Origin of the sequence: Brevundimonas sp. (assembly GCF_016742135.1) — a bacterium.
GTDB lineage: Bacteria > Pseudomonadota > Alphaproteobacteria > Caulobacterales > Caulobacteraceae > Brevundimonas.
In genome coordinates, this window is the sequence record NZ_JACVCG010000002.1 from 25,337 (window position 1) to 47,209 (window position 21,873).

25 protein-coding genes are annotated in these 21,873 nt (G+C 67.0%); 14 read left to right on the forward strand and 11 right to left on the reverse strand.

Features of this window, described 5'->3' with window-relative positions; translation table 11 throughout:
• The first annotated feature begins 117 nt into the window (after nt 1-117).
• Complete coding sequence (locus tag IBJ06_RS03640; protein ID WP_292157365.1) at nt 118-1,500, forward strand: trypsin-like peptidase domain-containing protein; 1,383 nt, start codon at nt 118-120, stop codon at nt 1,498-1,500.
• Nucleotides 1,501-1,507: 7 nt separating this feature from the next.
• Here the strand turns inward: IBJ06_RS03640 and IBJ06_RS03645 are convergent, their stop codons facing one another.
• Nucleotides 1,508-1,921 (reverse strand): VOC family protein, encoded by a 414-nt coding sequence (locus IBJ06_RS03645; RefSeq protein WP_292157367.1) that lies wholly within the window; start codon nt 1,919-1,921, stop codon nt 1,508-1,510.
• A 43-nt stretch (nt 1,922-1,964) separates the two neighbouring features.
• Between IBJ06_RS03645 and IBJ06_RS03650 the strand changes: the two genes are divergently transcribed.
• The 4 genes from IBJ06_RS03650 (at nt 1,965) to IBJ06_RS03665 (ending at nt 5,118) form a co-directional block, all read left to right on the forward strand.
• On the forward strand, nt 1,965-3,269 hold the full coding sequence (locus IBJ06_RS03650) for a replication-associated recombination protein A (protein ID WP_292157369.1): 1,305 nt from the start codon (nt 1,965-1,967) through the stop codon (nt 3,267-3,269).
• A 75-nt stretch (nt 3,270-3,344) separates the two neighbouring features.
• Nucleotides 3,345-3,785, forward strand: a complete 441-nt coding sequence (locus IBJ06_RS03655) for a hypothetical protein (protein ID WP_292157371.1) — start codon at nt 3,345-3,347, stop codon at nt 3,783-3,785.
• A 41-nt stretch (nt 3,786-3,826) separates the two neighbouring features.
• Entirely contained in the window at nt 3,827-4,591 is a 765-nt protein-coding gene (locus tag IBJ06_RS03660) for an RluA family pseudouridine synthase (protein WP_292157373.1), read from the forward strand.
• A gap of 17 nt (nt 4,592-4,608) precedes the next feature.
• Complete coding sequence (locus IBJ06_RS03665; protein WP_292157374.1) at nt 4,609-5,118, forward strand: hypothetical protein; 510 nt, start codon at nt 4,609-4,611, stop codon at nt 5,116-5,118.
• 3 nt (nt 5,119-5,121) lie between these two features.
• Here the strand turns inward: IBJ06_RS03665 and IBJ06_RS03670 are convergent, their stop codons facing one another.
• The gene (locus tag IBJ06_RS03670) at nt 5,122-6,261 is read right to left on the reverse strand and encodes a hypothetical protein (protein WP_292157376.1); all 1,140 of its coding nucleotides are present in this window, start codon (nt 6,259-6,261) and stop codon (nt 5,122-5,124) included.
• A gap of 251 nt (nt 6,262-6,512) precedes the next feature.
• Between IBJ06_RS03670 and crcB the strand changes: the two genes are divergently transcribed.
• Genes crcB through IBJ06_RS03690 form a run of 4 tightly spaced genes read left to right on the forward strand, consistent with a single transcriptional unit; the run spans nt 6,513 to nt 9,327 of the window.
• Nucleotides 6,513-6,908 carry a fluoride efflux transporter CrcB gene (crcB, locus tag IBJ06_RS03675; protein ID WP_292157378.1) on the forward strand — a complete coding sequence of 132 codons (396 nt, stop codon included), beginning with the start codon at nt 6,513-6,515 and terminating at the stop codon, nt 6,906-6,908.
• Entirely contained in the window at nt 6,872-7,894 is a 1,023-nt protein-coding gene (locus IBJ06_RS03680; protein ID WP_292157379.1) for an RluA family pseudouridine synthase, read from the forward strand. The genes crcB and IBJ06_RS03680 overlap by 37 nt, the downstream gene beginning before the upstream one ends.
• Entirely contained in the window at nt 7,895-8,569 is a 675-nt protein-coding gene (locus IBJ06_RS03685; RefSeq protein ID WP_292157380.1) for an HAD-IA family hydrolase, read from the forward strand. It abuts the gene before it with no gap.
• Nucleotides 8,566-9,327: an ATP12 family protein gene (locus tag IBJ06_RS03690; protein WP_292157383.1), complete on the forward strand. Its 762-nt coding sequence runs from the start codon at nt 8,566-8,568 to the stop codon at nt 9,325-9,327. The genes IBJ06_RS03685 and IBJ06_RS03690 overlap by 4 nt, the downstream gene beginning before the upstream one ends.
• An 11-nt stretch (nt 9,328-9,338) precedes the next feature.
• On the opposite strand, the gene IBJ06_RS03695 is transcribed toward IBJ06_RS03690, so the two are convergent.
• Both IBJ06_RS03695 and queA read right to left on the reverse strand, forming a co-directional pair.
• Complete coding sequence (locus IBJ06_RS03695; RefSeq protein ID WP_292157385.1) at nt 9,339-10,082, reverse strand: glutaredoxin family protein; 744 nt, start codon at nt 10,080-10,082, stop codon at nt 9,339-9,341.
• Between the two features lie 456 nt (nt 10,083-10,538).
• A complete protein-coding gene (queA, locus tag IBJ06_RS03700) occupies nt 10,539-11,624 on the reverse strand; it encodes a tRNA preQ1(34) S-adenosylmethionine ribosyltransferase-isomerase QueA (RefSeq protein ID WP_292158509.1) in 1,086 nt (361 codons plus the stop codon).
• Nucleotides 11,625-11,720: 96 nt separating this feature from the next.
• Here queA and IBJ06_RS03705 point away from each other — a divergent pair, with 96 nt between their 5' ends.
• From IBJ06_RS03705 to IBJ06_RS03715, 3 genes are all read left to right on the forward strand, one after another.
• Nucleotides 11,721-13,184: a response regulator gene (locus IBJ06_RS03705; RefSeq protein ID WP_292157387.1), complete on the forward strand. Its 1,464-nt coding sequence runs from the start codon at nt 11,721-11,723 to the stop codon at nt 13,182-13,184.
• 37 nt (nt 13,185-13,221) lie between these two features.
• Nucleotides 13,222-14,892 carry a lysine--tRNA ligase gene (locus IBJ06_RS03710; RefSeq protein ID WP_292157390.1) on the forward strand — a complete coding sequence of 557 codons (1,671 nt, stop codon included), beginning with the start codon at nt 13,222-13,224 and terminating at the stop codon, nt 14,890-14,892.
• A gap of 306 nt (nt 14,893-15,198) precedes the next feature.
• Nucleotides 15,199-15,678 (forward strand): SH3 domain-containing protein, encoded by a 480-nt coding sequence (locus IBJ06_RS03715; RefSeq protein WP_292157392.1) that lies wholly within the window; start codon nt 15,199-15,201, stop codon nt 15,676-15,678.
• A gap of 62 nt (nt 15,679-15,740) precedes the next feature.
• On the opposite strand, the gene IBJ06_RS03720 is transcribed toward IBJ06_RS03715, so the two are convergent.
• The 7 genes from IBJ06_RS03720 to IBJ06_RS03750 form a co-directional block, all read right to left on the reverse strand.
• On the reverse strand, nt 15,741-16,376 hold the full coding sequence (locus tag IBJ06_RS03720) for a helix-turn-helix transcriptional regulator (protein WP_292157394.1): 636 nt from the start codon (nt 16,374-16,376) through the stop codon (nt 15,741-15,743).
• A gap of 58 nt (nt 16,377-16,434) precedes the next feature.
• Complete coding sequence (locus IBJ06_RS03725; RefSeq protein ID WP_292157396.1) at nt 16,435-16,863, reverse strand: hypothetical protein; 429 nt, start codon at nt 16,861-16,863, stop codon at nt 16,435-16,437.
• A gap of 90 nt (nt 16,864-16,953) precedes the next feature.
• Nucleotides 16,954-17,307, reverse strand: coding sequence for a hypothetical protein (locus tag IBJ06_RS03730; protein WP_292157398.1), 354 nt, complete (start codon nt 17,305-17,307; stop codon nt 16,954-16,956).
• A 33-nt stretch (nt 17,308-17,340) separates the two neighbouring features.
• Nucleotides 17,341-17,715 (reverse strand): hypothetical protein, encoded by a 375-nt coding sequence (locus IBJ06_RS03735; protein ID WP_292157400.1) that lies wholly within the window; start codon nt 17,713-17,715, stop codon nt 17,341-17,343.
• A 66-nt stretch (nt 17,716-17,781) separates the two neighbouring features.
• Nucleotides 17,782-18,177, reverse strand: a complete 396-nt coding sequence (locus IBJ06_RS03740; RefSeq protein ID WP_292157402.1) for a PaaI family thioesterase — start codon at nt 18,175-18,177, stop codon at nt 17,782-17,784.
• The gene (locus IBJ06_RS03745; RefSeq protein ID WP_292157404.1) at nt 18,174-18,635 is read right to left on the reverse strand and encodes a PaaI family thioesterase; all 462 of its coding nucleotides are present in this window, start codon (nt 18,633-18,635) and stop codon (nt 18,174-18,176) included. The genes IBJ06_RS03740 and IBJ06_RS03745 overlap by 4 nt, the downstream gene beginning before the upstream one ends.
• Before the next feature lie 52 nt (nt 18,636-18,687).
• Nucleotides 18,688-20,313 carry a response regulator gene (locus tag IBJ06_RS03750; protein ID WP_292157406.1) on the reverse strand — a complete coding sequence of 542 codons (1,626 nt, stop codon included), beginning with the start codon at nt 20,311-20,313 and terminating at the stop codon, nt 18,688-18,690.
• A 212-nt stretch (nt 20,314-20,525) separates the two neighbouring features.
• Between IBJ06_RS03750 and queC the strand changes: the two genes are divergently transcribed.
• Nucleotides 20,526-21,242 (forward strand): 7-cyano-7-deazaguanine synthase QueC, encoded by a 717-nt coding sequence (gene queC, locus IBJ06_RS03755; protein ID WP_292157408.1) that lies wholly within the window; start codon nt 20,526-20,528, stop codon nt 21,240-21,242.
• Complete coding sequence (queE, locus tag IBJ06_RS03760) at nt 21,239-21,871, forward strand: 7-carboxy-7-deazaguanine synthase (RefSeq protein WP_292157410.1); 633 nt, start codon at nt 21,239-21,241, stop codon at nt 21,869-21,871. Before queC ends, queE begins: the two co-directional genes overlap by 4 nt.
• Nucleotides 21,872-21,873: the final 2 nt, after the last annotated feature.

The window sequence follows — 21,873 nt, forward strand, 5'->3', positions numbered from 1 at the left end:
CCGGAAACCGCCGGTTGCAGATTAAGGATTCTCCATGGTTCGGTCATGCCTTGATGCCGTCCCATTGCGGCGGTGCACTATCGATCCAGCCCGTCTGACGATTTCAGTGGATTGCCGATGAAGTTCCCGTCTCTTGCTGTATCCGCCCTGGCCCTTGCCTTGACCGCTTGCGGCTCGCCGGATGAGACCCGCGCCCAGGACAGTGTGTTCGAGCCCGCCGCCGAGCGTGCGGTCCCTCGCGATGCGGCCGAGGTCAAGGCCAGCTTTGCCCCTGTGGTGCGCTCCGCGGCACCGGCCGTGGTCAATATTTCGGCGCGCGGGGTCCAGACCTATCGCGATCCCTTCTGGGGCCAGTTCCGTCAACAACCGACCGGCTCGGTCGGGTCCGGGGTGATCGTGCGGGCCGACGGTGTGGTAGTGACCAACACCCACGTCATCCAGGGCATGAATGAAATCGTCGTCGGCCTGAATGACCGCCGCCAGTTTACCGCCAAGGTCCTGCTGGCCGATGAGCGCTCCGACATCGCCGTCCTGCAGTTGCAAGGGGTCGAGGAGCCTCTGCCGGTGCTGCGGATCGATGTGGGCGAGGATCAGCAGATCGGCGATCTGGTGCTGGCCATCGGCAATCCCTTCGGCGTCGGCCAGACCGTGACGAACGGCATTATCTCGGCGCTGAACCGGACCGAGACCGGCATTTCGGATTCCGGCTCCTTCATCCAGACCGATGCAGCCATCAATCCTGGCAATTCCGGGGGCGCCTTGGTCGACATGGACGGCGACCTGATCGGCATCAATACGGCGATCTTTTCGCGCTCGGGGTCGTCCTCGGGCGTGGGCTTTGCAGTGCCCGCCACCATGGTCCAGCGTGTCGTCGATGCCGCTCTGGACGGGGAAACCACGGTCGTTCGTCCGTGGCTGGGGGTTAAGGGTGAACCCCTGACGGCCGAGGAGGCCACGCGTATGGGCCTGGACCGGCCGCGCGGGCTCAAGGTCACCGATCTGTTCGCCAACGGACCGGCCGCCCGCGCGGGCATCCGACAGGGCGATGTGATCGTCGCCGTCGGCAATAATGAGATCAACGATCAGGGCGGGTTGAACTTTCGCATCGGCACCCGGGCCCCGGGCGACACCGTGGCGGTCACCCTGCTGCGTGACGGGCGCGAGCAACGCGTGAACGCGCGTGTCCAGCCCCTGCCGGGCGAGATCAACCTCGAGGCCGCTGTGGTCATCCGCGAGGGCGCCATGGCCGGGGCCCAGGTGCTGGCGCTTAACCCCGCCATCGCCGACCGCCTGCTGGGGGACCCGTTCGCGACGGGTGTGATCGTGACCCAGGCCCCCCGCAATTCGATGGCCTTCGCCCAGGGATTCCGCAACTCTGACATCGTTCTCGCGGTCAACGACCGAGGCGTCACCACCGCGAATGCCCTGTCGGGGCTTCAGCGCGGCAGTCGCGTCGAGATCTTGCGGCGTGGTCAGCGGCTGAACGGCACCATGCGCTGATCGGGGCTCAGCGCCTGATCGGAGCTCCGATCGACCATGTATGGCCGAACGGGTCCATCAGCCGACCATAGCGGTCGCCCCAGAATTGGTCGGCCAAAGGCATCACTGGAATGCCTCCGGCGACGATGGCGCGGTTCCACCATTCGTCGGCGTCATCGACCTGCAGGTGAAGCGCGATGCCCTCGGGCTTGATGTCCGGCGTCTGGCCGTATTCCGGAAACTCGTCGGACAGCATGATGACGCTGCCGTTGATCGTCAGCCGGCTGTGCATCAGGCGCTCACCGTCATCGGCCAGATTGCGGAACAGCTCCTCGGCGCCAAAGGCCGCGCGATAGAATTCCACGGCCGCCTGTCCACCCCGCGAGGGAATGGTCAGATACGGGATCAGTCCAATGGAGGTCGGCGGGGCGGTATCGGCCATAAGTTGTCCTTTGTCGCGGGCGAGGCTGCTCCTACATAAGCGCATGAGCGATCTTTTCGAAGCCTCGGGTATCCACCCGCCTGACGCGCCGCTGGCCGACCGCCTGCGGCCGACCGCACTGGACCAAGTGGTGGGGCAGGATCACCTGCTGGGCGAGGGCGGGCCGATCCGCCGCATGGTCGAGGGCGGACGGCTGGGCTCGATGATCCTGTGGGGGCCGCCGGGCACCGGCAAGACCACCATCGCCCGCCTGCTGGCCCGGGCGGCGGGCTATGAGTATCAGCAGATCTCGGCCGTCTTTTCCGGCGTGGCCGATCTGAAGAAGGCGTTCGAGGCCGCCCGGATGCGCCGCGCCGCCGGCCAGTCGACCCTGCTGTTCGTCGATGAAATCCATCGCTTCAACCGCGCCCAGCAGGACGGATTTCTTCCCTTTGTGGAGGAGGGGATTGTGACCCTCGTCGGGGCTACGACCGAGAACCCGTCGTTTGAACTGAACGGTGCGCTCCTGTCCCGCTCACAGGTGTTTGTGCTGAAGCGGCTGGACGATGAGGCGCTGGATCAACTGTTGACGCGCGCCGAGGCGCAGGAAGGCAAGACCCTGCCCCTGACGCCGGAAGCGCGCCACGCCCTGCTGGCGCTGGCCGACGGCGACGGCCGCTATCTGCTGACCATGTCCGAGGTGCTGTTCGGCCTGTCCGGCGAAGCACCGCTGGACGTGCAGGGGCTGGCAGGCACCCTCCAGAAGCGCGCCCCCGCTTACGACAAGAGTCGAGAAGAGCACTATAACCTTATATCTGCACTACATAAATCGGTTCGTGGTTCCGACCCTGACGCGGCCCTCTACTGGCTGGCGCGCATGCTGAACGGGGGCGAGGACCCGCTCTATCTCGCGCGGCGCATCGTCCGCATGGCGGTCGAGGACATCGGCGAGGCTGACCCCCTGTCACTGCTGGTCGCCAATGCGGCCAAGGATACCTATGACTTCCTCGGCAGCCCCGAGGGGGAACTGGCGCTGGCCCAGGCGGTGGTCCATCTGGCGACCGCGCCCAAGTCAGTCGGCGTCTATGAGGCCTATAAGGCCGCAGCCAAGGCCGCACGCGAGACCGGCAGCCTGATGCCCCCCGCCCATATCCGCAACGCGCCGACGAAGCTGATGAAGTCGCTGGGCTATGGCAAGGGCTATCAGTACGACCCCGACACGCCCGAGGGCTTCTCCGGTGCCAACTACTTCCCGGACGAAATGGACCGCCGCGTCTTCTACACGCCAAAGGGCGAAGGCCATGAGGCGAAGATCAAGGAGCGCCTCGACCGCTGGGCCGCCCTTCGCGCGCAGCTGAGCGGCGGATAGCATCGCCCCGAGAAGCGTTGCCGTTTTCGAAATTCGGCGTAACCTTCCCAACGTCAACCTTGGGAGGGGAAAGACATGAACGCGATGACGGTAAGAACGCCCTGGCATCTCTGGGCGGTGGGCGCGCTGGCGCTGCTGTGGAATGGTTTCGGGGGTTATCTGTATGTGATGACCCAGATGCAGGGAGCGGAATTCCTGCGGAGCATGGGTTCGACCCAGGCAGCCATAGACTGGCAGGCGAGCATGCCGGCCTGGATGAATGCCTTATGGGCCATCCGCGTCTGGGGCGGTGTTCTGGGAGCCGTGCTGCTGTTGATGCGGATGAAATGGGCGATGTACGCCTTTCTGGCCTCGCTGCTCGCGATGCTGGTCAGCCTCATCGCCAGCCTGACCATATTCGACGGCATGGAGGTCTACACCACGGCCGAGTTAATCCAGACGGCGGTTGTCACCTTCCTTGCCATTGGTTTCGTGATGTACAGCCGCATGATGGCCCGGAAGGGCGTCCTGCGCTGATCCGATGCTGACGGGCCGGCCGGAATGGCCTAAGCCGGGCTGTGAGTTTCCAGCCGCCCGTCACCCTGTCCGATGCCGAGACCGCCGCCGTGCGCGCGTCGGTGGTGTTCGAGGACGCCCATGTGCTGGTGCTGAACAAGCCTGCGGGCCTGTCCAGCCAGGGCGGGCGGATCAAGGCGAATACGCTGGATGATCTGCTGTGGGCCTTCGCGCGCTCGAACGGCAAGCGGCCGCATCTGGTGCACCGGCTGGACCGCGACACCTCGGGCGTCATTCTGGCGGCGAAGACCAAGCCGGCGGCGGGCTTTCTGGGCAAGGCCATCCAGACCCGCAAGCTGACCAAGACCTATCTGGCGCTGGTCGAGACGCCGCCGCCGCAGGATCAGGGCGTGATCCGCCGGGCCCTGTTGCGGCAGGAGATCGGCCGCGAAAGCTATATGCGGGCCGTGTCCGACGAGACGCCCGGTGCCCAGCCGTCCGAGAGCCGCTATCGGGTGCTGGCGCGCAGTGATCAGGGTGCCTTGGTCGAGTTGGAGCCGCATACGGGCCGGATGCATCAGCTGCGGGTGCATATGGCCGACCTGGGCAGTCCGCTGGTCGGAGATGTCCGGTACGGGGGTGCCCTGACGCTCGCAGGCCGGAAAGCCGAGCGGCTGATGCTGCATGCGGCCCGCCTGCGTTTTCCGCATCCCGAGGGGGGCGTGCGCGAGGTTGAGGCGCCCCTGCCGGACGACTTCAGGGCCCTGATGGCGGCGGCCGGGCTGGCCTTGCCGGAACGTTCCGGCGGGGCGGGCGCTTTTTCCTGACAAAGCGGAGATTTGCCATGAAGACGAGAATGCTGGCCAGACCGTCCGGACTGGCCCTGATCGCGGCCGCAGTCCTGACCCTCGGCGCGTGCGCCAGCCTGGCCCCCTATGGCCCGCAGATGGGGCAGGGCGGGCAGGGCTATAGCGAGGCTCCGATCGAGTCGAACCGCTATCGCGTGACCTACAACGGCGTCGGAGATCCCGGGCCAGTGGCCGACTATGCCCTGCTGCGCGCGGCCGAGCTGACCCTCGACCGGGGCTATGACTGGTTCGAGGTGACCCAGCGGTGGACCGACGGCCGTCCCGATCCGCGCGGCGGGGTGCGCCCCAGCGTCTCGATCGGCGCGGGGTCCGCCCGTTACGGCGGATATTCCACGTCAGGGGTCGGCGTCGGTCTTGGCCTCAATCTGACCGGACCGGGGGCTACCTCGACCACGCTCGAGGTCGTGATGGGCCGGGGGACCAAACCCGACAGCCCGTACGCCTATGACGCCCGCGACGTCACCCGGGCGCTGGGCTGGCGCTAAAACCTAGCGTCCCCGCGTCAGGGCCCGGTATTCGACCAGACGTTCCTTGTCGCGACGCACCTGATCCGCCACGGCATTGTCGACGTCGAGCGAGGCATAGCGCACCCAGCTGTCGGCCCCCAGCTTGTCCTGAATGGCCGCGACCGGCGTCTGCCAGCGGAAATAGGACAGCCAGCTGATGATGATGCCGATCACGACCGCGAGGGCCTGAAGTCCGCGGAAGGCCATTTCATCGATCGGCGGGCGCTCATAGGCAAAGGCCACCAGCCAGATGATCAGGATCAGCGGCGTGGCGATGCGCGACACCCAGCGCGTCCAGTACCGCTCACGCCGGACGCGCCACAGCTCCATCTGGACGTACTTTTCCAGATATTCCATCCGCGCGCCGATCCACATGGTCAGGCGGGTCAGATAGAGGGCGCGCTGGCCCCAGCCCTTGCCGTCCATCTGGTACTGGGTCTCGGCCTGGTCCGCCATGGCGCGGGCGGTGGTGAACAGGTTCTGCAACTCACGCGTCTGCTGCACGATCTCGCGCGAGAGCTCGTAGGAGTCGTTTTCCAGCCGGAACCGGTACTGGATGAACAGAATGGCCTGCAGCGCCCAGAAGACCCCCAGCGTGGCCAGCATGCCCCCCGCCGCGAGGCCCAGCCCGATAGGGCGCGAGCCGGTCCATTCCGCCAGCCAGGTCGGGCCGACCGTGGCCAGCACCATCAGGCCGATCAATGCCAGTGCCTGGGTCAGGCGCTTGACCCCCACATGGACCATCAGTGCCGCGAATACCCGGCGGCCATAGTCGTGGATGTGGCTGCGCAGAGGCAAATCCGCCGGGAAGCGCTCATTGATCTGCCGCGTAAAGAGCACGTGGAAACGATCTGGTTTTCCGTCCTTTTCCCAGAAAGGAAAAATGTCGAGCGCCTGATTGTAGTATTCGTCGATGTGGGCCGACACCATGGCCACCTCATCGGGGTCGTGCGAGAAATAGCTGCTGTCCTGGATGGGCTTCAGAATGCCGTCGGCGGTGCGCATGTGTGCGTCGCGCCGGGGTGGTCGGCCGGCCGGGACCTCGCGGTCCTCGAGGTCGGCGGCCCCGGGCGGCGGCGCATTCGGGGCCGGCGCAGCCGCCACCGGCTCGGGCCCGGTCATCGGCGCGGGCTCGGATCCCGGGGGCGGTGGTGGCGTATGGTCGGTCATGATCGAAAACAGCCCAGCTTCTCTGACCGGTCAGTATCGCAGATCACGCCATCCGGCCACCGGCGTTCTCCCGACGCACGAACCGGCGTCGTCGTGTTAACCATCACCGCGCGCGGCCCGTTTCGGCAAGTGAAGATTGCGTCAGGTGTTTCGGGTCGGTGCCGCCCTTCGTTTTGCCTCGAACAGGCGTATAAGCCCGCCCCATGACACGTTTTCTGATCGTTGCGGCTGGCGGAGGGGTCGGCGCGGCCCTGCGCTACGGGGTCGGGCTGGGCCTCGGACGTCTGCTGCCCGGCGCAGCCTGGCCGTGGGGGACCTTTGCCGTCAATGGCCTGGGTGGCCTCGCCATGGGTCTGCTGGTCGGCTGGCTGGCGCATCGGGGTGCCGCCAACGCCGATACCTGGCGTCTGCTGATCGGGGTCGGCCTGCTGGGCGGGTTCACGACCTTTTCGGCCTTTTCGCTCGAGATCGCCCTGATGATCGAACGTCGACAGATGGGCCTGGCGATGGCGTATGCCCTGGCTTCGGTGATCGTGGCCGTTGTGGCCCTGTTCGTGGGGCTATGGATCATGCGCCGGATGGCGGGAGGCGCGTTGTGAGCCGCGAAGTCAAGACACTGCCCGTCGCCGCCGAGGAAGACGGCATCCGGCTGGATCGCTGGATCCGCAGGCGCTGGCCGCATGTCTCGCACATCCAGGTCCAGAAGCTGGCGCGATCGGGCCAGATCCGGGTGGATGGTTCGCGCGCCCGGCCGGAAGACCGGCTGGCCGCCGGCTCGATGATCCGCGTGCCCCCGATCCCGGAGCAGAAGGAAAAGGTGCCCGGCGAGCGCAAGGCCCTGAACCCGCGCGACGCCGCCTATGCCCGGTCACTGGTGATCTTCGAGGATGAGCTGGTCATCGTGCTGAACAAGCCCCACGGTCTGGCGGTCCAGGGCGGCACCAAGACCTCGCGCCATATCGATGGCCTGCTGTCGGCCTGGGGCGATGGGCTGGAGCGTCCCCGTCTGGTTCACCGGCTGGACCGCGACACCACCGGTGTGCTGCTGCTGGGCAAGGGGCCGGAGGCGGCCAAGCGGCTGGCGGGGGCCTTTGCCCGACGGCAGGCCAAGAAGACCTACTGGGCGCTGGTCGCGGGCACGCCCAAGCCGGCGTCCGGGCGGATCGAACTGGCGCTGAAGAAGACCGGCATCAATGACTTCGAAATGATGCGCCCCGCCGACATCAAGGAGCATGGGGCCGAAACGGCAGAGACCGCCTTTGCCACGGTGTCGCGGGCCGGGCAGAAGGTGGCGTGGATGGCGCTGCGCCCGTTCACGGGCCGGACGCACCAGCTGCGGGCCCATATGAAGGCGATCGGGCACCCGATCCTGGGCGATCCGAAGTACGGCGACGAGACCTCGGCGGCCCTGTCGGGGTCGCTGAAGCTGCAACTGCATGCCCGGCGGATCGAGCTGGATCACCCGGGCGGGGGCAAGTTGATTGTCGAAGCCCCGCTTAGCCCCGAGATGAAGGCCGGTTTCGAGAATTTCGGCTTCGTCGAGGACGAGTCCGATCACGACCCGTTCGCGGGCGTGCGGCGCTAGATGCTGGCAGTGTTCGACATCGACGGCACCCTGGTGGACAGTCGGGCGACGATCCTGAGCGCGACCCGGACGGCGGCGCGAGCCATGGGGTTGTCCGAGCCGGATTATGAGGTGGTGCGGGGCGGAGTGGGCCTGTCGCTGACCGAGGCCATGGCGCGGCTGGCACCCGGTCTGGGGCCGGAGGAGGTCGATCGGTATACCGACCATTACAAGGCCGCCTTCGTCGCCATGCATGCCGAGCCGGGGTTCGAGGAGCCGCTCTATCCCGGGGCCATGGACCTGCTGGCCGATCTGAAGCGGCGCGGCTGGCGGCTGTCGCTGGCCACCGGTCAGTCGCGGCGCGGGGTGGCGCGCAATCTGGCCCGCGCGGGCTGGGCCGACCTGTTCCTGTCCAGCCACTGCGCCGAGGACGGGCCGGGCAAGCCGCATCCGGCCATGCTGAACGCGGCGATCACCGCGTGTAAGGCCCGGCCGGAGCAGACCGTCATGATCGGCGACACCGGCCATGACATGCGCATGGCCCGCGCCGCCGGAGTGTGGGCCCAGGGTGTCAGCTGGGGCTTTCACACGGAGAGCGAGCAAGTCGAGGCCGGGGCCCATCACGTGGCTGCGACCCTCGACGATCTGGCCCGCCAGCTTGAGACATTTGCCGCCCGCCTGAGGGAGACGACATGAGCCATATCCCGCCGCTGGACCCCAATGTCGCCGCCGCCAAGGGCTTTCGCGAGCCCGGCGACCGGCCGAAGCGCTTCTGGAAGGCCGCCGGTGTGGCCGAGGTCGACGGAGGCCATGCCGTGCAGCTGGACGGGCGCACGCCCAAAACGCCCGCCGGTCGCCCGCTGGTGCTGCCGACCGCCGAGACTGCCCGGCGCGTGGCGGCCGAATGGGATCGCCAGACCGAGGTGATCGAGCCCGCGACCATGCCCGCCACCCGTCTGGCCTCGACGGCGCTGGACGCCGTCAGCGGCGCGCGCGAGGCCGTGGCCGACGAGATCGCGGCATACGCAGGCAGTGACCTGATCTGCTACCCGGCCGAGGCGCCCGCCAGCCTGCGTGCGAAGCAGGAGGCGGAATGGGGCCGCTGGCGCGCCTGGGCCGCCGAACACGGCATCCGGCTGGAGCCCGGCGCGGGCATCGTCCACCGGCCCCAGTCGCCCGAGGCCCTGGCCCGGGTGAAAGCCCTGGCGCTGGAACTGGACGACTTTGCCCTGACCGGTCTGGCCTCGCTGGTGCCCCTGTACGGCTCGGCGGTGCTGGCCCTGGCGGTGCTGAAAGGGGCGCTGTCCGCCGAGGCCGCTCACGATCTCAGCCGACTGGACGAGGCCTTCCAGGAAAGCCAGTGGGGCATTGACGCCGAGGCCGCCGAGCGCACCGCCGCCATCCGCGCCGAGGCCCTGGAAATCGACGCCTGGTTCCGGGCGCTGGGCCTCTAGGGGCCTGGACCCTAAAGGGCCATGGCGGCCATCCAGACGGCCATGCCGACCATCATGAGGTTTTCCGTCAGCGATACAAAGCCCAGCGGCACGTTCGAGCCGCCGCCCACGCAGGCGCACTTCAGCTCGCGCCTGTCGATGTAGACGGCCTTGAAGACCGAGGCAGCCCCGATGCCGCCGATGAACAGGGCGACCGGCACCGACAGCCAGGTCAGGATCCCCGCCAGCATCAGCACCCCCGCCAGCAGTTCGGCGAAGGGGTAGATGTAGCCATAGGGCACCCAGCGGCGCGCCAGCAGGTCGTAGTTGAGGAACATGGACGAGAAGCTCTCGACATCCTGCAGCTTGAGCATGGCCAGCAAGCACATGGCCGTGGCGATGAAGTTGGGCAGGACGCGCCCGCTGATCCCGCCGGTGGTCAGGAAATCGATGGCCAGGGCGATCAGGGCCGCCACGGCGAACACGGCCAGGACGGGGATGTAGCTGGTGCTGCCGGGCCCGGAGACCCGCCAGCCGAAATGGCGGCGCAAGTCGTCCCAGCCGCCGATCCGCTGGCCGTCGATGAAGGTCTGGGGCGTGGTCTTCACGCCATGCTCGGCCTTGAAGGCGTCCGTCTCCTCCCGCGTGGTCAGGTGCCGGTCATCAACCGTGAAGCCTTTCTGCCGCAGCAGCCAGAGCGACTTGAGGCCATAGGGACAGACATGGCCGGGCATGACCATGCGGTAGAGGGTAGCGATGCGGCGGGGGTCGGTCATGACAGGGAAGCGGAGCAGTGAAGGGCTGGTTCCATCAGCCGAGGGGCCGGCTTGATCGCGAAAACACCGTCTGAATGGTCTGAATAGTCTGAAATTGGAGATCGTGCGGAATTCATACGGCGAAAAATACCGTCTGAACCGTCTGAACCGTCTGAATGGTCTGAATGGCTTGAAATCAAGCGGGCCTCCGGCGCCGTTATGGCAACCCGACAGTATGGAAGAAGCGCAGACCCGGTCGGGAAGATCGGTGCCAGGTAGGGCAGGGGTGTTGAAAGGATTGGGCATTCAGGCGGCGGCTATCGCAAGACCTGTCTCCTCCCTGACGAAGTTGGGGAGGTGGATAGGGGGCGATAGCCGCCGAGACGGAGGGGCTCTTGATGGCGGGGATGCAGCCAAGAATCCCTCCACCGCTATGCGGTCCCCCTCCCCATCAGGGATGGGGAGGAGACACCGAACTCACCCCCTGAACAGCAGGCTGCCGTCGCCGTAGGAGTAGAAGCGGTAGCCGCGCTCGATCGCATGGGCGTAGGCGGCCTTCATGGTGTCGGGGCCGGCGAAGGCCGAGACCAGCATGAACAGGGTCGATTTCGGCAGGTGGAAATTGGTCATTAGCACATCGACGGCCCGGAAGCGGTAGCCGGGCGTGATAAAGATGGCCGTGTCGCCGTGGAAGGGTCCGATCACGCCATCCTCGCCGGTGGCCGACTCCAGCAGGCGCAGGGAGGTCGTGCCGACGCAGACGATGCGCCCCCCTGTAGCGCGTACGCGGTTCAGGGCCTCGGCGGTCTCTTCGGACACCGTGCCCCATTCGCTGTGCATGCGGTGCTCGGCCAGATCGTCGACCTTGACCGGCAGGAAGGTGCCCGCACCGACGTGCAGGGTCACGGCATGGGTGCTGACGCCCTTTGCCCGGATGGTGTCCATCAGTCCCGGCGTGAAGTGCAGGCCCGCCGTCGGGGCGGCGACCGAGCCGTCATGCGCGGCATAGACGGTCTGGTAATCGGTCCGGTCGCGGTCGTCCTCGGCCCTTTTGGCGGCGATATAGGGGGGCAGGGGCATGACGCCGATCTCGCGGATAGCGTCATCCAGATCGGGGCCGGACAGGTCGAATTTCAGGGTGACGAGGCCGTCCTCGCCCTTGGCCACCACCGTGGCCTCCAGTCCTTCCACGGTCAGGGCAAAGTCCCATTGCGTGCCCAAAATGATGCGGTCCCCGGGCCTGATGCGCTTGCCGGGCTTCATGAAAGCCGACCAGACATCCGGGGCGTCGCGGTGGTGCAGGGTCGCCTCGACCGGCACGCTCAGCCACTGGCCCTCTTCGCCCCTGCGGTGCCGACTGCCGGGCATGCGGGCCGGGATGACGCGCGTGTCGTTGAACACCAGGGCGTCGCCGGGGCGCAGAAAGTCGGGCAGATCGCGGACGATCCGATCCTCCAGACCGCCATCACGGACCACCAGCAGCCGGGCGGAATCGCGCGGCTCGGCCGGTCGCAGCGCGATGTGATCTTCGGGCAGGTGAAAGTCGAAATCGGCGGTCTTCATGACGGGGGCGGTTTTGGTCATGGCGGTGCTTTGGGGTCAAGTCGTCGATGGCGCCACCTTAAGCGTTACTTCAGGCGTTTCGGGCAGTAAGTCCCCATGACGCTTGCACTTCTGCGACTGGCCGATGGGGCCCCGCTGACCGCCTGGGACAGCTTGCGACGAGCCGTGTGGTTGTTCGACCCGGATAGGTGTTTTGGCGTCTATGCCAACCGGACGGCGCTGGCCCTGTGGGGTGCCACCGATCTGGACGAGTTGCTGTCGCGGGATTTCTCGAAACTGTCCCCGGCTGTGCGGGCCCGGACAGACCGGCTGAAAGCCGTCACCGGAGGCGGCGAACAGGTCGAGGAACGCTGGACCTTCTATCCCAACGGCGAGCCGCTGACGGTGCAGGCGCTGATTTCGACGGTCGCGCTGGACGATGGCCGCGAAGTGCTGCTGTTCGAGGCGACCGAAGCCGATGTCGGGGTCGAGGAACGCCGGGCGGTCGAGGCGCTGCGCCATTCTGCTGGCCCGATCGGCCTGTTTGATGCGGCGGGGGCAGCCCTGTTTGCCAACCCGGGGGCCTTCTCGGCCTATGGCGAGGGCAGGGGCCTGGTCGACCGGTTCGAGGACCGGCGTGCCGGACAGGCGGTTCTGGACGCCGCTCTGGATGAGCGCACGATCGCCGAGGTCCACCGGATGGTCACGCTGAAGGGACCGCGCTGGCACCACATCGACTGCCGACCGGTGCAGGATCCGGTCACGGGCGCCGTCGGCGTGCTGCTGAACGAGCACGATGTGACCGACCGCGTGGAGGCCGAGGCTGCGCGCGCCGCCGCCGAGCAGAAGGTCGCCATGGCCGAGGCGCGTCAGCGATTCCTCAGCGACATGTCCCACGAACTGCGCACCCCGCTGAACGCGGTCATGGGCTTTGCCGATGTGCTGGACCGGGCCGGGTTGACCCCGGATCAGGCGGCGCATCTGGCGCGGATCACGGCCGCAGGTGAGGCCCTCCACACCGTGGTCGAGCGAATGATCGACCTGTCGCAGCGCGATGACTGGGGCGGTTCGATCGATATGGACGCCCTGATGCGGTCGAAGTCGTCGGTTGCGGCGTCGGACGCGGCTGTGCCGGTCGCCGATGAAGAGGCCGACGAAGGCGAGGGCCGGGCCATGGTGGTCCTCTATGTCGACGACAATGAGAGCAACCGGGTGCTGGTCTCGACCCTGCTCACCGCCCAGGGTGTGATCTGTGAGACCGCCGATGACGGCGCCGAGGGTGTCGAGGCGGCCCGGCGCGGTGGCTGGGACGTGATCCTGATGGACATCCAGATGCCGGTCATGGACGGCGTCGAGGCCACCCGCCGCATCCGCGCGCTCGGCACCGAGGTCGCCGCGACGCCGATCATCGCCCTGACCGCCAATACGCTTGCCGAGCAGCTGGAGCTCTATTTCGCCGTCGGCATGGACGACTGCATCGCCAAGCCCCTGAACGCCGCCGAGATGTTCGACAAACTGTTCACCCAGGCCAACCGCCCTTGGCGCGAAGAGTGGGCGGAGGCGAGCGCCGCCGCGGCGTGAGTTGACCGGGCGGCGCTGACCCTGCAAACGCTCGGGCATGCTGCAGAACCTTGAAACCCTCGCCCGTGAGGCCCGCTCGTGGCCGTTTGAACAAGCCCGCAACCTGCTGGCCCATGTGCTGAAGAAGCGGCTGTCGGACGCCGAGCTGAATGCCGCGCGGGTGCTGATCGATGCGGGCAAGGCGGATGAGGCGCTGGCGACCTTTGAGGCGCTGCGGCGACCGGTGATCCTGGAGACCGGCTATGGACCGTCGGGCCTGCCGCATATGGGCACCTTTGGCGAGGTGGCGCGCACGACCATGGTGCGCAACGCCTTTCGCGCGTTGACCGGTGACCACTGGCCGACGCGGCTGATCGCGTTTTCGGACGACATGGACGGCCTGCGGAAGGTGCCGGACGGCGTGCCGAACCCGGAGATGCTGCGAGAGGACCTGCACCTGCCGCTGACCCGGGTGCGCGATCCGTTCGGCACGCACGACAGCTTTGGCGCGCACAATAACGCGCGGCTGCGGGCCTTCCTGGACAGTTTTGGCTTTGACTATGAGTTCATGAGCTCCAGCGAGCAGTATCGCTCGGGCCGGTTCGATGCGACCCTGCTGCGCATGCTGGAGCGCTATGACACGGTCATGGCCATCATGCTGCCGACGCTGGGCGAGGAGCGGCGCGCCACCTATTCGCCCTTCCTGCCGATCAGCCCGGTGACCGGTCATGTGCTGCAGGTGCCGACGCTGGAGCGGAATGTCGAGAAGGGCACCATCGTCTTTGACGATCCGGCGGGCGGCCGCACCGAGGTGCCGGTCACGGGCGGCCATGTGAAGCTGCAGTGGAAGCCCGACTGGGCCATGCGCTGGACGGCACTTGACGTCGATTATGAGATGTCGGGCAAGGACCTGATCGAGAGCGTGCGGGAAGCGTCCAAGATCTGCCGGGCGCTGGGCGGCACGCCGCCCGAGGGCTTCAACTATGAACTGTTCCTCGACATCGAGGGCAAGAAGATCTCCAAGTCGAAGGGCAATGGCCTGACGATGGACGAGTGGCTGCGTTATGGCACGCCCGAGAGCCTGAGCTGGTACATGTTCCAGTCGCCGAAGTCGGCCAAGAGCCTGCACTTCAACGTCATTCCGCGCGCGATCGACGACTATCTCAGCTTCATCGACCAGTTCCAGACGCAGGAGCCGGCCAAGCGGATCGACAATGCCGTCTGGTCGATCCATGCGGGGGCCCCGCCGAAGGTCGCCAGCCCGGTGTCGTTCAGCCTGCTGCTGAACCTGGTCGGCGTGGCCAATGCCTCGTCCAAGGCGCAGCTGTGGGCCTATTTCGCCAAATATCTGCCGGAGGCCACCCCGGAGACCGAGCCGACGCTGGACCGGCTGATGGGGCATGCGCTGAACTATTACGAGGACTTCGTGAAGCCGGCGAAGACCTATCGCGCCCCGACGGAGCAGGAGACGGCGGCGTTCGAGGATCTGGCCGCGCGGCTGAAGGCCCTGCCGGCTGACACGACCGACGGTGAGGTGATCCAGAACGAGGTCTATGCGGTCGGCAAGGCGCACGACTTCCAGCCCCTTCGGGCGTGGTTCGGGGCGCTGTATGAGGTGCTGCTGGGCGCGTCGCAGGGGCCGCGCTTTGGGTCGTTCGCAGCCATCTATGGCCTGCCGCAGACGATCAAGCTGATCGAGAAGGGCGCGCGCGGCGAGCTGGCGGGGTAGGGTCGGCCCCCTCCACCCTCCTTCGCCCATGGGCGACGGAGGGTCCCCCTCCCCCGATGGGGGAGGAATGTACCGCGCTCAAGCAGCGAGGCTCCGCGAGCCGAGCGGTAGCGCAAGAACCCCGCGCTCAAGCAGCGAGCGACCGCGTCGCGAGCGGTAGCGCAAAAACCCCGCGCTCAAGCAGCGAGCGACCGTGTCGCGAGCGGTAGCGCCAGAAATATGAACCGAAAACAACGACCCGTTCACGGGAGCCTTTGGGTGAGGCTGCGCATTTTCCCGACATCGATGACACTGAAGGAGTGAGTCATGTCGAAGATGATCAACCGGGCCCTGATGGCCGGTGCGGCCCTTGTGGCGATGTCGGCGGTGCCGGGTATCGCCAATGCCCAGGCTGCCAACGGTATCACCAACTGCGACGCCCCGGGCGGACGGCAACAGACCGGGGCCGTGATCGGCGGCGTGCTGGGCGCCCTGGCGGGCAGCCAGGTGTCCCGCAATGAGCGCGAACTGGGCGCTGTGGCCGGTGCGGCGGCCGGTGCCGCGGCCGGCTCCTACATCGGCTGCCAGCAGCAGCGTGAGCGCGCCCGACAGGCCCCCCAGGCCCAAGGCGGCGTCACGACCCTGCGCGCCACCAGCAATCTGCGGGTCCGCTCGGGCCCGGGGACCAACTATCGCCAGATCGGCAGCCTGAGCGCTGGCCAGTCGGTTCAGGCCACGGGATCCCAGGGTGAATGGGTCCAGCTGAGCAACGGCGGCTGGGTCAGCGCCCACTATCTGACCTACTGATCGCCCGTTGACGCGGGATGGGCGGGGCGTGTCCGGCGGGGCGCGCCCCGTTTTCTTGCGCCCTACTGGCTGACCCAGAGGATGCGGCGGACCCAGGCCAGATCGGCAGTCTCGATCTGGCGCGGCGGATACTCAGGATTGATCGACCGCAGCGTCAGGCCGCGTGCGTCGCCGCGCTCGACCTCCTTGACCAGGGTCTCGCCCGAACGGGTGCGCACCACCACCCGGTCACCGCGCCGGACGGGCCGGGACTCGGCATCGACGATCAGCTTGTCTCCCGGCCGGTACAGGGGGGCCATGGAGTCCCCCGACACCTCGAGGCTGTACAGCCCGTCGCGCGGCTGGGGCAGGTCGGTCTCCAGCCAGCCCTCACCGGTCGGCAGGCCGGCCTCGTCGAAAAAGCCGTCCTGACCCGCCTGGGCCAGGCCCAGCAGGGGCACGGCGGCGGGCGGTTCTTCCGCATCCTCGGCCAGACGGGCGAACTGGCCCAGCGACAGGCCACAGACCGCCAGAACCCGGGTCAGGCTTTCGGTCGAGGGCCAGCGCAGCCGCCCCTCGGGGGGTGGTCCCTGACGCTTGGAGGGGTTGAAGGCGGTCGGATCCAGCCCCGCCCGCCGCGCCAGCCCCGACGCCGTCAGCCCCTGCGCCTGCGCCAGCCGGTCAAGGCCCCGCCATATCTGGGCATGAGCGAGCGGCACACAGTCTCCGGGGCAGGGGGCTCCGCGAATCAGGACGACAGGATATAGGAAAAGAAGCCTATTCCAACCCCGCCGCGCGGCGTTCCTGCCAGGCCCAGAAGGTGCCGACGGCGAGTGCGACCAGCACGCCGTAACCGGCCAGGTTAATGACGGTGTAGTAGGAGGCGATCGAAGGCCGCGTATCCAACGCCATCAGCACATGGGCGGTGACGACCAGTAGCTGGGCGGCACAGGCCCAGGTCGGCCAGGTGCGGTGGGATTTCCACACCAGGGCACCCAGCACCAGCAGCATGACGATGTCGATGCCCAGCATGCTCCACTGGGCATTGTAGAGGTCACTGTCGGTCTGCACCAGCAGCGACGCCAGCCAGCCAAGCCCGTAGGCGCCGGCGGCGATCCGCTCGGTCTCCTCGCCTTTCAGGAAGGCGAAGCCCAGAACCAGTACGATGAAGACCGCGCCGATCTGTGCTGCCAGGGTGTCAAACATGAGATCGCCCCCTGAGCGAAACACTCAGAGGGCGATCATGCATTGAATCGGGTTTGACCGGAATGTCCGGTATCAAACATTACGCCGAATTCAGGCGACGCGCAGGTGACCCTTGGTCGGAGGAGTACCACCCACGGGGGTTTCCCAATCGTCGGGCTTGTTCACCGGACCGACCGCATAGACGCCCCAGCCCATCTTGCGATGGTCCTTTTGCAGCTCGGCGTGGCAGGCGACGATGGCCGAACGCGCTTCGCCCAGGGCGGCGATGGTCTCCATGGCCTTGGCCTGGCTGCCGGCGCCGGCGACGGGCGACACTTCCAGAAGGGCGCGGGCGCCGATCATCGACTGGACCAGGGTGGTGGTCTGGGTGATGGCCGCATCAATGGCCTTTTCCGTGGCGTGCAGATCCTTGGCAACACCGGCGATGACTTGAGTTCGGTCCATAAAAGCCTCCAGGCAACTTTGGTTAAGGAAACCTTAACACGCTTCAGCGTTGCTTGAAACTGGGGTTTTTGAAGAAATGACACCGGTGGAGCCGCCACCGATGGGAGGGCCGTCCTCAGGCTTGTCGACGGGACCAACCGCCAAGGCATCAAGACCGAGTTTTCGGGCGAGGGCGGCCAGACACCCATGGGTGCGGACGATGTGGCCGCGGGCCTCGGCCAGGGCGACAACGGAGCGGGCCGTCTCGTCAAAGGCCTTCTGGCCCGTGACCGCAGACAAATAGGCCCCGGCCCGGGCCTCGGGCAGATAGGCTGCCAGTCGCGCGGTCTGGACCAGGGCTGAGTCGATCGCCGTCTCGGCGGCATAGAGGCGAAGGGCCAGGGTCTGGCCGATATCGGAACGGGTCATGTGCGAATCTCCCCCCGTGGCGGCTTGCCACGGGGTCATGCAACCATGACTAATTATGACTTACAACTAAAAGCTGTCTTCAAGCAGGAAGTGGGCGGTCAGGGCGGCGATGGGCTGGGCCTCGTCCTCCAGCCAGGCCTCGGCCAGCACATGGGCGACACGACGCCCCGCCTTGTTGATCCGTGCGCGGGCATGGACGTGCTGGGGCCGGCCCGAGCGCAGATAGGCGACCGAGACATTGATCGGGCGGGGCAGGTGCATGCCGGGGAAGCTCTCGGCCACCTGGGCCATGGCGGTGATTTCCAGCAGGGCCGCGGTCGACCCGCCGTGCAGGGCCGGCAGCATGGGATTGCCGATCAGATGATCCGAGAAGGGCATGGTCACGGTCAGGGTGTCGTTGGCCTGTTCCACGGTCAGGCCGAGAAAGCGGGCATAGGGCATGGCCTCGATGACGCGGCTCATTCCCCCGCCTCCGGCTTCGGACGACGCTGGGGCCGGGTCGTCGTCAGGATATAGGCGGACTGGGCCGCCGCGACAGGATCGTCGGGCGCGTCCTCGAACGCCCAGGCGCGGACAAAGGCGATGGACCGGGTCAGGCGATAGCAGCGGGCTTCGGCGATCAGGTCGGTGCGCGGCCGGGCGGCGCGCATATAGTCGACGCGCAGGTCCAGGGTGGCCAGGGGCTTGAAATTGTCCAGCGACACCCAGACGGCCAGCCCGCCGACATGATCGAGCAGGGTGGTTACCACGCCGCCCGCGATCACCCCGGTGTCGGGATCACCCACCAGATCCTCGCGCCAGGGCACCCGGATGCGAACCCGGTCACCGTCCAGCGACTCATAGGTGAAGCCGAGGGCGTGGGTGTGGGCCGCGCCCGAGGCCAGTTGCGGCAGAAGCGGGGCGATTGCGGGAACGTCCATGCCCCGTGCTTATCGCGCCGGGCGACGCCTGCAAATGGCGGAATGTCCCGCGTCAGCCCGCGGCGACCTGCGGTTCGTCCGTTGCGGCCTCGTCCTCGGCATGGGGGGCGGACAGGGCGGCGTTCATCGCATGGCGCAGGCGTTCGGGCTTGATCGGCTTTTCGACCACGGCGGCCATGCCCGAGGCGATATAGCGGCGGGCGTCCTCGGGATCAGCATTGGCCGTCAGGGCGATGATCGGCACGTCGCGCATCGGACCCTTGAGCTTGCGGATCGCCTGGGTGGCCTGAAGCCCGTCCATGCGCGGCATCTTGATGTCCATCAGGACCAGATCGAAGTCGCGGGCCTTGACCGCGTCCAGAGCTTCCATGCCGTCCTCGGCGGTTTCGGACGTGCAGCCGAACATCTCGCAAAGGGCCTGGGCCACAACCCGGTTGGTGGCATTGTCGTCCACGATCAGGATGTGCGGATTGGCGATCATGTCCGACTCGACCATGTCCGAGACATTGCTCTCGGCCTCTATGGGTCGCTCGGCGCGCTCGGCCGAGATGTCGAAGGCGAAGGTCGCGCCCCGGCCCGGATTGTTCTCGGCCCAGATACGACCGGCCAATCGGTCCACGATCTGGCGGCAGATGGCCAGACCCAGACCCGCTCCGTCAGGCCCGGAGCCGTGCACGAAGGGCTCGAAGATGACATCGACGCGGTCAGGGGCGACCCCCGGGCCGTCATCGCGAACCCGCGCCTGCATGATGACGCGGTCGTCCTCGATCCAGGCCTTGAGCCCGGCCTCGACCATGCCGTTGCGCGCGAATTTGAGGGCATTGCCGATCAGGTTGTTGAAGATCTGCTTGATCCGGACGGGATCGACCCGGGCCACCAGTTCGGTGTCGCCTTCATAGCTGACGATCAGATGGACGTTGTCCTGCGAGGCGCGCGGCTCCCACATGGCGGCGACATCATCCATCAGGGCCCGAAGCGGGGTCGGCTGCAGGTTGATGTCCAGTTCGCCGGCCTCGGCGCGCGACAGATCCAGGGCATCCTGCAGGATCTGCAGCAGGACCTCGGAGGAATCGACGATCGTCTGGACGTGCGACTGGGCGGTCGCGTTCAACGGCTGACGGCGCAGCAGCTCGGCCACGGCCAGCACCCCGTTCAGCGGGGTGCGGAGCTCATGGCTCATGATCGACAGGAACTGGCTTTTGGCGCGGGCGGCTGACAGGGCCTGTGTACGGGAGTCTGACAGGACGCGGGCCTGCTCGGTCAGCTCGGCATTCTGGCGGCGCTGCTCGTCATTGATGGCCTTCAGCAGGGAGATGACCGTGCCGACGCCCCAGTATCTGCCCTGACGGGTGACGATAAACCCCCGGGTCAACGCGTCGGGCCCTGAACCCAGAATGGCATCGCAGAAGCTGTCGATGCGGACCCCGGCTTCGACCACCGAGGGATCATCATCCATCAGCTCGGTAATGGGCCGATTGGCGTAAAGGGCATGGCCGAGCGGCCCCGCGATCTTGAGCAGGAAGGTATTGCGCTCGATGAGGCCGACGGGTCGATCATTCCTGACCACCGGTATCACAAGCGTGTCAGGAAATTCCCTGAAGCGGGCAAGGACCTCGGCTCCGAGTGTCTCGGGCGGGACCGGCGCGGCCCTTTCGGTCAGCGTTTCGATCGTCGGCATTCTGACCGTTACTCCCTCAACTGGATGTGAGGCTTAACCGGGAACCATTTTCGGATTGGTAAATATCGGAAACTTCGATTTCCCCGCCGCATTTTTGACGCTTTTGCATCGGCCCGGTCGCGGGTGTATGAGGCGCATCTCCCGCCTTTACGGGCTTTTTTGCATGCGCGCGGCCAGAAATCCTTCGGGATGGGGCCGACCGCAGATTTGTCATGAGCGCTTTCGACCCACAGCCCGCCGCCTCGGCCCTCGTCCTGTTCTCGGGCGGTCAGGACAGTGCGACCTGCCTGGCCTGGGCGCTGGAACGCTATCCGCGCGTCGAGACGGTCGGCTTCGACTACGGCCAGCGCCATGCAGTCGAAATGCAGGCCCGGCTGGCGGTGCGTGACGGCATGCATACCGCCCTGCCGCACCGGGCGGACCGTCTGGGCCCGGACCATGTCGTCGACCTGACCGGCTATGGTGCCATCGCCGACAGCGCCCTGACCGCCGACAAGGCCATGGAGATGGATGCGCGCGGCCTGCCCACCACCTTCGTGCCGGGACGCAATCTGGTCTTTCTGAGCGTGGGGGCGGCGCTGGCCGACCGGCGGGGGCTGGACGTGCTGGTCGGTGGCATGTGCGAGACCGACTTCTCGGGCTATCCCGACTGTCGCCGCGAGACGATCGACGCCATGGAGCGCGCCCTGTCGCTGGGCCTCGACAAGCCGGTCCAGATCGAGACGCCGCTGATGGCCCTGACCAAAGCCCAAACCTGGGCCTTAACCCATGAGCTCGGCGGTGATCCTCTGGTCGAGTTGATCGTTGAGGCCAGCCATACCTGCTATCGTGGCGACCGCTCGCAGCGCCACGCCTGGGGCTATGGCTGCGGCACCTGCCCGGCGTGCGAGCTGCGGGCGCGCGGCCATGCCGAATGGGTGGCGGCATGACCTATTCGGTCAAGGAGACCTTCCTGACAGTGCAGGGCGAGGGCGGGCAGGCCGGGCGCGTGGCTGTCTTTCTGCGCTTTGCCGGCTGCAACCTGTGGAGCGGGCGCGAACAGGACCGGGCGACCGCCGTCTGCACCTTCTGCGACACCGACTTTGTCGGCACCGACGGCGACGGCGGGGGCAAGTTCACGACCGCAGAGATGCTGGCGGACCATGTGGCCGGGTTCTGGACCGGACAGGGAGGACGGCCCCTGGTCGTCTGTACCGGGGGCGAGCCGCTGCTTCAGCTCGATGTTCCGCTGATCGACGCCCTGCATGCGCGGGGCTTTGACATCGCGGTCGAGACCAACGGCACGATCGCGGCCCCCGCCGGTATCGACTGGATCTGCGTCAGCCCCAAGGCCGATGCGCCGGTGGTCCAGACCTCGGGTCAGGAACTGAAACTGGTCTATCCGCAGGATACGGCTCGGCCTGAACGGTTCGCCGATCTCGACTTCGAGCGGTTCTGGCTGCAGCCGATGGACGGCCCCGACGTAGCGGCCAATACTGCGGCCGCCTTCGACTACTGCCTGACCCACCCCCGGTGGCGGCTGAGTGTCCAGACCCACAAATACATCGGCGTGCGGTAAGG